Annotated in this window: 12 protein-coding genes and 1 riboswitch; all 12 genes read right to left on the reverse strand. The window is 41.3% G+C overall.

Translation table 11 applies throughout. The features are described 5' to 3' along the window. Nucleotides 1–69: 69 nt before the first annotated feature. Nucleotides 70–1,302: a 30S ribosomal protein S1 gene (gene rpsA, locus QUF07_RS04055; RefSeq protein ID WP_217341752.1), complete on the reverse strand. Its 1,233-nt coding sequence runs from the start codon at nt 1,300–1,302 to the stop codon at nt 70–72. 76 nt (nt 1,303–1,378) lie between these two features. Then, nucleotides 1,379–2,062 carry a (d)CMP kinase gene (gene cmk / locus QUF07_RS04060; RefSeq protein WP_217161291.1) on the reverse strand — a complete coding sequence of 228 codons (684 nt, stop codon included), beginning with the start codon at nt 2,060–2,062 and terminating at the stop codon, nt 1,379–1,381. A gap of 37 nt (nt 2,063–2,099) precedes the next feature. After that, nucleotides 2,100–2,774: an SAG1386/EF1546 family surface-associated protein gene (locus QUF07_RS04065; RefSeq protein ID WP_217161292.1), complete on the reverse strand. Its 675-nt coding sequence runs from the start codon at nt 2,772–2,774 to the stop codon at nt 2,100–2,102. Nucleotides 2,775–2,838: 64 nt separating this feature from the next. Then, nucleotides 2,839–4,287, reverse strand: coding sequence for a RecQ family ATP-dependent DNA helicase (locus tag QUF07_RS04070; RefSeq protein WP_289426841.1), 1,449 nt, complete (start codon nt 4,285–4,287; stop codon nt 2,839–2,841). Then, nucleotides 4,280–5,335, reverse strand: a complete 1,056-nt coding sequence (locus QUF07_RS04075) for a helix-turn-helix domain-containing protein (protein WP_217341754.1) — start codon at nt 5,333–5,335, stop codon at nt 4,280–4,282. Before QUF07_RS04075 ends, QUF07_RS04070 begins: the two co-directional genes overlap by 8 nt. Before the next feature lie 96 nt (nt 5,336–5,431). Then, nucleotides 5,432–6,016: an ECF transporter S component gene (locus QUF07_RS04080; RefSeq protein ID WP_217161295.1), complete on the reverse strand. Its 585-nt coding sequence runs from the start codon at nt 6,014–6,016 to the stop codon at nt 5,432–5,434. An 82-nt stretch (nt 6,017–6,098) separates the two neighbouring features. After that, nucleotides 6,099–6,218, reverse strand: a riboswitch (FMN riboswitch). Nucleotides 6,219–6,265: 47 nt separating this feature from the next. Further along, entirely contained in the window at nt 6,266–6,991 is a 726-nt protein-coding gene (locus QUF07_RS04085; protein ID WP_217161296.1) for a pseudouridine synthase, read from the reverse strand. Next, on the reverse strand, nt 6,988–7,587 hold the full coding sequence (scpB, locus tag QUF07_RS04090; RefSeq protein WP_217161297.1) for an SMC-Scp complex subunit ScpB: 600 nt from the start codon (nt 7,585–7,587) through the stop codon (nt 6,988–6,990). Before scpB ends, QUF07_RS04085 begins: the two co-directional genes overlap by 4 nt. Beyond that, nucleotides 7,574–8,323, reverse strand: coding sequence for a segregation and condensation protein A (locus QUF07_RS04095; protein ID WP_217161298.1), 750 nt, complete (start codon nt 8,321–8,323; stop codon nt 7,574–7,576). Before QUF07_RS04095 ends, scpB begins: the two co-directional genes overlap by 14 nt. Further along, nucleotides 8,316–8,678, reverse strand: a complete 363-nt coding sequence (locus QUF07_RS04100) for a reductase (RefSeq protein WP_217161299.1) — start codon at nt 8,676–8,678, stop codon at nt 8,316–8,318. The genes QUF07_RS04095 and QUF07_RS04100 overlap by 8 nt, the downstream gene beginning before the upstream one ends. Nucleotides 8,679–8,695: 17 nt before the next feature. After that, complete coding sequence (gene xerD, locus QUF07_RS04105; protein ID WP_217341755.1) at nt 8,696–9,583, reverse strand: site-specific tyrosine recombinase XerD; 888 nt, start codon at nt 9,581–9,583, stop codon at nt 8,696–8,698. A 7-nt stretch (nt 9,584–9,590) separates the two neighbouring features. Next, nucleotides 9,591–10,451, reverse strand: coding sequence for a CvfB family protein (locus QUF07_RS04110; RefSeq protein ID WP_217161301.1), 861 nt, complete (start codon nt 10,449–10,451; stop codon nt 9,591–9,593). Nucleotides 10,452–10,625: the final 174 nt, after the last annotated feature.

Raw genomic sequence — 10,625 nt, forward strand, 5'->3', positions numbered from 1 at the left:
ACAAAACTTGGTTTTGTCACCATCCACTTTGTGTTCCCGTTTATCTAACTTGGGTTGATTGATACATGATTACTTATCTTCATGCTTCTTAAGTTCATCACCAATAATATCACCCAAAGTAAATCCAGTTTCTTCTTCAGGAGCATTATTGTTGTTAGAACTTTGACGAGGCTTACGTGATGAACGCTTAGGTGCTGATTCCTTCTTTGGCTTATCTTCTTCAGGAGCATCAGTTAAAGCCTTGATTGAAAGTGCTAAACGTTTTCTTTCTGGATCAACATCCAAGACTTTCACTTGAATTGTTTCACCAACTTTTAAGACATCACCAGGAGTGGCAATATGTTCATGAGAAATTTGTGAAATATGAACTAAGCCTTCAACGCCAGGGAATACCTCAACAAAGGCACCGAAATCAACTAAACGCTTAACAGTTCCTTCAAGGACACTGCCAACGGGTGCCTTTTCTTCGATTCCGTCCCAAGGTTCTGGAAGAGTTTGTTTAATTGAAAGTGAAATTCGGTTACGGTCGAAGTCAACTGATAATACCTTAACTTTAACTTGTTGGCCAACTTTAAGAACATCTGATGGCTTTTCAACCCGTTCGTAAGCGATTTGAGAAACATGAACCAAGCCGTCCATGCCGCCAAGGTCTACAAAGGCACCAAAACTTGTCAAACGAGCAACCGTTCCTTCAACAATGTCACCTTCATGAAGAGTTTCCATTAATTTTTCACGTTCTTGAGCCTTTTCAGCCTGAACAATTGCTTTATGTGAAAGAATTAAACGGTTTTCAACTGGATCAATTTCAATAATCTTCAATTCAAGTTCTTGACCCTTGAATTGATTCAAATTATCAACAAAATGATCTGAAATCATTGAAGCTGGAATAAAGCCACGAACACCAGCATCAACAACTAAGCCACCCTTAACAGCCTGGGAAACTTTTGCAGTGATTGTTTCATCATTCTTTGACTTTTCAGCCAATTCATCCCAAACTTTACGAGTTTCAATCTGACGTGATGAAAGGACAAAACTGCCGCCCTCTTTGTCACTACCAATTCTAGAAGTAACAATTAACTTTAACTTGTCACCCTGTTTGATATCCTCAAACTTTTGGTTGGCACCTAATTCACGTTCAGGAACAACGCCTTCAACACCGGAACCTTCAATACCAACAATTAATTGACGATTATCATCAGTGGCTAAAACTTCACCAGTGACAACATCGCCCACTTTTACTTCATTAACGCTATTTAAAGCGTTTAATAAATCATTTTTATCGTTATTTGCATTTTCACTCATCAAACAATTCCTCCTTGAAACAACTCTATTCATAATTTTATCTTAAATTCACTAAGATTACCAGTTAATTGAACAATTAGTTCGCATTCAATTTTTGGTTGATCACTTTTGCGATCTCAGAAACCACCTGTTGAATAGAAAGTGAAGTGGTGTCAATTTCGACCGCATCCTTAGCCTTAGTAAGCGGAGAGATCTTTCGATGAGAATCTTTATAGTCCCTGGCTTCAATTTCCAGCTGCAATTCATCAAGTGGCGTATTAATGCCTTTTTGAATATTTTCTTTGTATCGTCGTTGGGCCCGTTCTGCAACACTTGCAATCAAGAAGATTTTGACCTCAGCCTTGGGTAAAACAGCCGTTCCAATATCGCGGCCATCCATGACAATCCCACCGTCTTTTGCAATTGACTGCTGCTGAGCACTTAGTTCTTGTCGAACATCGCCAATTGCAGCAACTGCTGAAACCGAATTGGTTACATCCTCTTGGCGGATGGCTTCAGTGATTTCTTGGCCGTCAATAAAAACCTTTTGCCCGCCTTGATCGGGAGCAAAAGTAATTGAAGTTGTCTTGGCAATTTTAGAAATTTCAGAATCATTATCCAAGGAAATTCCTGCTCGAATTGCTTTCAGGGTGATTGCCCGATACATTGCACCAGTATCACAGTAGATATAGCCAAATTGTTTGGCAACTAATTTGGCAACCGTGCTTTTACCCGCGGACGCGGGACCATCAATCGCAACTTGTAATCCATTTTTATGCATTTTAACATTCCTTACCTGACAATATTTTAGTAAATCTTTATCGAACCCGTAATTGCTGACCAGGATGGATTGATGACGTTGTGCTCAATCCATTTAACCGCATCAGTTCTGCTAAACTGATGCCGTGGTTAACGGCCACCCGATAAAGGCCTTGCCCCGGCTCAACAGTCGCATACCGACTTCCTGAGGCCGATTTATGTGTCGCTGTTGTCCTCTTAGCAGCTGAAGTTCCCGCGGGCTTTTGGGCAATTGATTCGCTAGGGGCTGCTGTGATACTTGAACTAGTGGATGCCTTTGCTTTCATTGTTGGAGACGATTCGGCAGCACTCGCTCGTTTCTGTTCGCGTTTTGAGCGCTCGGCAGTTTTGGCCTTACTAACTGAAGACTGCTTTGCGTTCTCTTTTTTCACATCAGAGTGAGCTGAAGACGATTTTTTTTTTGCATTATCTTGTCTGACAACTCTAACTGACGAAGCAGACTTACTTGAATCAGCCTGTCCCATTGCACTTTGGCGAATCAATCCATAAGCTAAAGCGACCAGCGCAACAATAATAATTAACGCCGCAAGGATGATCGTAATCAAGTGATGATTCTGGCTTTCTTTTCGTAGTTTCACTCGAGATAAATTGCCGTTTTCATCACGATCCTCAGAAAATGTTTGATTCCACGGTTGGTCATCCGCCGATTTCTTTTGTGGGTCATTCGTATTCATATTAACCCCTCCCTCATATGGATATAGACATTTTTATTTTATCATTATTTTCGGTAAAGTTTTCTTAATTTTTTAATAAAAACAATTTATCAATAATTTGGTGCCAATCCGTCGATTGAACGCCTTGATCCGTTTCTGAAGATTTCAAATATTGCTGATTGAACTGCCGCCAATTTCCCCAAAAATCGGTATGAAAATCACAGCAAAATTCTGGATCGACATGCTCAACCGTTTCATCGAAATGTTGAAGCAGTAACTTCCGACGGCAGCCCGTTGTATAAATATACTGAATTAACGCATTCAACTCGCCGATCCGCCGAGATTTAGCCTGATCAAAAATAGCCAACGTTTGATCCACGGTTTTGCCAATATCGTAATAATACTTAATCACTCGAAAAGCATCGTTGTTCTGCAACTTGTCAGGATGTTGGTAAAGGTATCGGAGAGGCTGTTCTTCAGGAATTGTGTTAGCAATCAGGTTCTGTTGGAGATACTGATCGTTGGGCTCGTAAAGCAAAATTGCGAGGCTGGGCTGCTGATCTCGTCCACAACGACCAATTTCTTGCACGTAACTCTGAATATTATCTGGAAGGTGATAATGAATCACATAACGGACATTCTCCTTGTCAATTCCCATTCCAAAAGCACTGGTCGCACAAACAATATCAATGTCACCGTTCATAAATTGCTGCTGAATCAAAAAGCGACGCTGATTGTCCATCCCCCCATGATAGGCCATCACCCGTTTATCGGTCTTTTGGCTTAACATCGCGGCAATCTGCTCAGTCTGCTTTTTACTGGAAAAATAAATGATGCCGGCACCATTTAACTCTTTGACAAGCGTTTCCAACTGTTCATTTTTCTCTGGCAGATTTGCACAAATTTTAGCGCTCAAGAAAATGTTTGAACGGTTGGTCGGCAATACCAATTGCTTGACGCCTGTGGCCGTAAACCCCATCCGGTTTAAAATATCATCCCTGGTTCGTTGAGTGGCCGTTGCAGTCATCATCAACGTGAGTGGATTTTCAAGCTGATGTCGAATTCTACCAAGCCGCAGATAATCAGGCCGAAAATCAGGGCCCCATTCAGAAATACAATGTGCTTCATCAATGACAAACAAGCCGATAGATTGTCTCGCAATCATTTCAAAAATATTTCGATTACTTAGCATTTCAGGCGACACATAAATGTACTGATAATGATTGAGATTGCGTAAAATTGCTGCCCGTTCCTGAAAATCCATAGCCGAAGTAATGGCAACCACGCGTTTTGACCCTAAATACTGCAATCTGCTGACCTGATCTTGCATGAGGGAAATCAAGGGAGAAACAATGACAACCCGCTGATGGGTAATGGCCCCATATAATTGATATAACAGAGTTTTACCGCCACCAGTTGGTAAAATGGCCAAAGTGTCTCGACCAGCAAACAGATTTTCCAACACTTCTCTTTGTCCAGGCCGAAAGGAGTCAAAGCCCAAATATCGATGCAATTCAGCGGTTAAGTCAATCATTGTCACCCTTCTTTCGTTCAGAAATTTGAAAAAGTCGAAATTCAAAAAATTGTAAATCAGCTATCTGAGCCTTAGCAGCTTTGAATTGCCACTCACCAACATTTACAGGGGCAGCTTGCCGTAAGTTAGTAATGGTCTGTTTGTGGAGTAATCGTTGATATGGAAATTGCTCGAGCGGCAGCTCAATCGCTGCTTCAATCAGATGTTCATAAACAGTTGTCAACTTAATTTTACGTAACTGGGCAATTGTGGCTGGATCCGGTTGTCGGACAGAAACGAATAAATCAAAGGTTTGCTTGGCACTCCCTGACATCAGAGGTTTGGTAAGACCTGTCAACAGCAATTGTAAAGGTGTTTCCGGATCTTTGTTTAATAGTAAAAATAATCGAGAATATAATTTTAACCAATTCAGCTGAATAATTGTCGGTTCTAAATCTGTTTGAACTGCCAGCTGATCTTCCGTTAGCCCAGAAAAACCGTGACCTGTTAAACTGGCCGCAAAGATGTCTGCCAGTTGATCGTTTTCCAAACCACTCAAAAATTGCTGCAACAGTTGGTGAAAATAATTAGACAAATTTCGCTGCTTATTTTGAATAAACCAGCGTTTAATTAATTGATCGTCAAAGAAACCAATTGTTTGCGGATAATACCGATTGTTTGAATAACTATACTCCGAAACCACCTGAACAGCAAAAATAAACCGGCGCGAAAACCGGACAATGTCATATTGAGCAACAGTCGCCAGCTCATTCAAGGGCGTTACTGAAGCTTGGAATTGGTTTTGCTGATCAACCCCTCGACTGCTCAGCCGATACAACAATCCATCACTCACTGTGGCCAAGCCGGCTTTGTTCAAGGTATCAACGGCTGCCTGTTCATCACCTAAATCGAAATCATGAAGGGCACCAAAATATGGCAATAACCCATACTCCAACCCCCAATAAAGATTGGAAACCGTTCGCCTACCATCTAAAATATTCTTGATTGCTTTAGCTCTGCGATCTTGATTGGCATCGCCAAAGATTAAATATAGTGTTGAAAGATCCATATTTTCTCCTAAAAAATAAGCCGAACCAAAACGAATCGTTTTGAAACAGCTCATTATTAATCTGATATCTATTATATACGATGTTCGTCAAGAAAATTATTTAATCTTTAACCTTGGCAGGAATTTATCTTTAATGGCATAGAACAACCCACCAACGACAATTCCCTTGATTAAGTTAAACGGTACGACCCCAGCCATAATGATTGTGGTTAATGGTAAACTGAGTTTTAGCCCAATCACGCTCATATACAGTGGAATCACAGCACTCCAATTAAGCGCAGACATGATAATCGCCAAACTGACTGCCATTGTGGTAATGACAAACAGTGCTTTTTTGAAACCTTTCATTCCGGAAAGTACCCGATTAGCCAGGTAAAATGCCCAAATCAAAACCAGCGACGAGATAAATGAGGAACCCACACCAATCAATCCTGGTACCGATGCACCGGTGGTCACCCAATACAGAATTGATTTCAATCCGGCGATGGTCATGCCGCCAACAGGCCCAAATAAAACTGTCCCAATCAAGATAGGCATGTCGCTAAAATCAATCTTCATGTACGGTACAATCGGAATGATTGGAAACGAAATAAACATTAGTACATATGAGCAGCCAGCTAACACTGACATCTCAACCAAACGGGTCGTCAGCACCTGACGATTGTTGCCACTATTTTCCATTGAAAAAACCTCTTCCCAATGGTCAATCTTCAAAAATAATACCCCAACATAGAATATGTCAGGGTATTATTAATCGCATAGAATTAATCTTCTGCATACCAGACTTTACTGTCGGTACTGGGATCACACCAGTTCAACGTGATAAATCACGGTCGCGGACTATACCGCCGGTCGGGAATTGCACCCTGCCCTGAAGATAAACCAAATTATTTAATTTCAATTACAAATATATCAGAAACTGACAAATTGTCAACGTTTTGTGTTGTCAGATAACTCTTTTAATTCTTCAACTTCATGGGGCTTAAGCCGACGGTATTCACCGGCCTGGAGCCCATGCAAATCCAAGAAGCCATACGTTTCTCGACTAAGCTTTTCAACTGGATGACCAATCTTTTCGAACATGTTTTTAACTTGATGATTGCGACCTTCATGAATCGTTAATGAAACGATTGACGATTCCTTATTCGTTCGAATTAACTTGGTCTTGGCCTTGGCAGTCTTTCGATAATCGATTACGACACCGGTTCGCAGTTGTTTCAAATCATCATTGGTCACAATCCCCTTAACCTTGGCAACGTAAGTCTTCTCAACTTCATACTTGGGATGGGTGAGCTTATTGTCAAGATCACCATCATTTGTTAAGAGTAACAATCCAGATGTGTCGTAATCCAACCGGCCAACAGGATAAATCCGCTCTGGGACTTCCTTGAGAATATCCACAACCGTTTTTCGATGCTTATCGTCGGTTACCGCGGTAATCACGCCCCGTGGCTTATACAATAAATAATAGACAAGCGTTTCTTTTGAAATCGGAACCTCGTCGACTTTAACCTCATCAGCTGAGGTCACTTTAGTCCCAAGTTCGGTCACAACTTCCCCGTTAACCTTGACATGTCCTGATGTAATCAGCGTCTCCGCTTTTCGTCTTGAAGCAATTCCCGCATGGGCAATCACTTTTTGCAATCGTTCACTCATTTGTTCATCTCCTGATCTTGATGATCAATTTCCTTGTTAAATCTTGTTAGCAGTGCGTCACTGGTATTTTCATCCAAGCCTTCATCCTTAGGTAATTCTGGCAGGTCATCCAGTGATTTGAGGCCAAAATAATCCAAACCAGAATTAGTGACCCCATACTGTTTAGGATTGCCGACTTCTTGTTTGACGCCGGTAACCTCAATCAGATCTTGGTTCAACAATCGATGAATAATTGCCGAACTATTAACTCCCCGAATCTGATCAATTTCAATTCTGGTAACTGGTTGATTATACATGATAATCGCAATCGTTTCTAAGGCAGCCTGTGAAAGCACTCGTGGCTTGGCATCATTAACATAATCCTCAACCAGGCTGGCCAGTTCTTCCTTGGTACCTAAACGGTAGACATCGTTGCTAATAAATACTTTCAAACCACAATCGCCATCATTTATAAATTGTTCAGCGATCCGTTCGACTAGTTGGCGACAAGCAGCGACGGTCAGGATAGTTCGCTGTGACATCTGCCGCAACGTGATTCCCTGATCACCAGAAGCGTACAGCAGTGCTTCGACTTTTGCTAAATTACTCACTGTCATATGCGGGTCCCCTTCTAATTTGGATTGACTTATCTGGACTATCCTGCCTCAAAATCACTTCGTTGTACTTGGCCATTTCCAGAATCGCCAAGAAGTCAGTGACCACTTCTTCAGTTTTATGGGTGTGACTGACCAGCTTATCGAACGAAATGTGGGCAGCTGACCGCTGCAATAATTTCCGAACCAATTTTGTTTGACTTTCAATTGTAAATTCCCACTCATGAATCACAGTGGACATTGGTTGATTATAATGAAAATTCTTCAAAGCATCAACGTAACTTGCCATCAAATCTAATGAATTAAAAGGTGACGGAACCATCAGCGCTTCTTTTGATGGAGCAGCCACCATTTCTGATCGCGTAAAACTGCAACGCCGCTTGGCTTCAAGCTGCTTCAATTCGGAAGAAACCGCCTTATAGCGTTTGTAATTCAATAGCTGAGCAACCAACTCAGCTCGCGGATCGTCAGTCTCCTTGTCAGGATCAACCACATTTTCGGTTGGCAGCAGCATTTTTGATTTAATCACCATTAACTTGGCAGCCATCACAAAATACTCACCAATAATTTCCAAGTTCAACTTTTGAGCATCATAGATATAATCCATGTATTGCTCGGTGATTTTGGAAATCTGGATATCATAAATATCCATCTTGGACTGCTGAATCAAGTGCAGCAGAACTTCTAATGGTCCATCAAAATCATTCAAATGTAATTGGGGTTGTGTGGTTTCAGGCATGAGGCTTTGACTTCTCCCATTTAGCGCAGATCTCTCGGTTATCAAATCCACTAATAATCGTGTCGTCAGGATAGAGGGCTTGCAATTCGTCTAAAAGTTGATTGTAGTTTCGCTGATCAACACTTTGAGGCGTTAAAACCAATCGATGAATTAATAATTGTTTGCCTCGCAATTCAATGCCAACCAATCCTGACCAATTATTGTTTTGATCCCGCCAGAGGTAAATCATGCGATTATCACTGCCAGCGTACCAATTCATTTCTTGAGTCACGAGATCCATATTCTGAAGTTCGGATACGAGGGAAAAAAGACCCATTGTGATTTTTTCGTAATCTTTACGATATTGATATAACATGCTATTACCTCGTTCAATTAAGCTCTGGGATGAAATTTATCGTACACTTCTTTCAAATGTTTGTGAGAAATATGCGTATAAATTTGGGTAGTTGAAATATCCGAGTGGCCCAATAATTCTTGAACAATTCTCAGATCGGCACCATTTTCAAGTAGATGGGTCGCAAAAGAGTGCCGGAGGGTGTGCGGCGTGACATGTGTTTTAATCCCAGCCTGAGCCACATACTTCTTAATCATTTGCCAAATTGCTTGGCGGGTCAATTGCCGACCATGAGCATTCAAAAAAACATAGTCGGTATTGGTCCGGTTCTTCAATAATGTCAGTCGGGTTGTTTTCAAATACCGGTTTAGCCAATCCAAGGCAACGTCACTAATGGGAATAATTCGTTCACGGTCGCCCTTACCAATCGTTTGTAACAAATTCATCGAGAGGTGCAAATCAACCAATTTAAGGTTAATTAATTCACTGACCCGTAACCCGGTCGCATATAGCGTCTCTAGGATTGCTCGGTCGCGCACTCCCAGCTTCTTGCCGGTATCAGGGGTGGCCAACAGCAGATCTACCTGCTGCTCTGTCAAGACGTCAGGTAAGCCCTGAGCTTTCTTGGGAGAATCAACTTTGAGCATTGGATCCTCTTGGACAATCCCAAATTGAACCAGATACTGAAAAAAGCGTCTCAAGCTGGAAACTGTTCGAATGACAGTATTGCGAGCTTTATTGTCGTTTTGGAGCGTTTGTAAATAATCCAAAATCAAAAATTGATCAACTTGGCTGAACTTGGAAACTGTTTTTTTAAAGTAATGAACAGCTTCCAATAGATCTTGACGGTAGCTGGTTAATGTATTTTCAGATAAGCCACGCTCAACCCGCAGATAATGCAAATAGTCTTCGACTTGGTCAATCATGTTATCCCTACTTCTTTAACTTGATATAACCATCCTCTTGTTCGATTAATTGTCCTTTTAATAAGTGACCCAAGGCGCGTTTAAATGCCCCCTTGCTGATTCCGAAATAATCTTTAATTGAATCTGGGGTACTTTTATCGCTGAAAGGCAATTGTTTATCATCGGTATGGTTAATAGCTGCCAAAATCATCTGCGCATCTTCACCAATTTCTTGGTACGCCCTTGGCTTGGTCGAAATATTAATTGAGCCATCCCGCAAGGTCCCGATCACCCGACCACTCATTTCTTCGCCGAGACGAGGCTCGATTTGACGTTCATCGGGATGCAAAAATGCCAAGTGATAATCTTCAGTCAATAAGCGAGTGCCAGACATTTTCAGCCGGTAAACACGCGCTTTCAAATTCTTATTCTTGATGTCACCAGTAACTGGGCGAGAAATCGCTGCAAAAATTTCTTCATCGGCTAAGTGGCCCCAGATCCGATTCTTGTTGTCAACTGTCAGACATATCAACAGCTGATCACCAGCCTGTGGCCAAAGTGACCGAATGGTGGGCAATTCATCAATGGACACAACAACATCCTTGTTAGGCAGACCAATGTCAACAAACACACCAAGGCCAAATTTCTCCTTAACGACAGTTGCAAAGCCATAGTGATCTCGTCGAATCTTGGGGATATTCCGCGTGATTTGCATTTTATGTTGTTCATTTTCGTAGGTGAAGCCGGTAAAGCTGGCACCGATTTTTAAGGGCTTGTTAACTTCCGTCTTGTCCAAGAGAAAAGTTTCTCCTTCAATTTGAACATAGTAGTCCTTCTCATTTTCATCAATGACTTTACCGGTCACAACTTGCGCAATTATATTATTCATGGTTATCTCCGATCTAAAACTTCATGATCTTATTTTACACGTTTTAGCGGTAAATATCGAACTGATTCATAAAGTCAAAAGAGGATGGTAGCAAAACAGGTTCTACAATATCTGTTGTTGGTAATAGATTTTATCTATTACTGATGACAGATTTTTTGTTTCTCGTTAGAATAA

Source organism: Lentilactobacillus sp. TOM.63 (assembly GCF_030361045.1).
Taxonomy (GTDB): Bacteria; Bacillota; Bacilli; order Lactobacillales; family Lactobacillaceae; genus Lentilactobacillus; species Lentilactobacillus dabitei.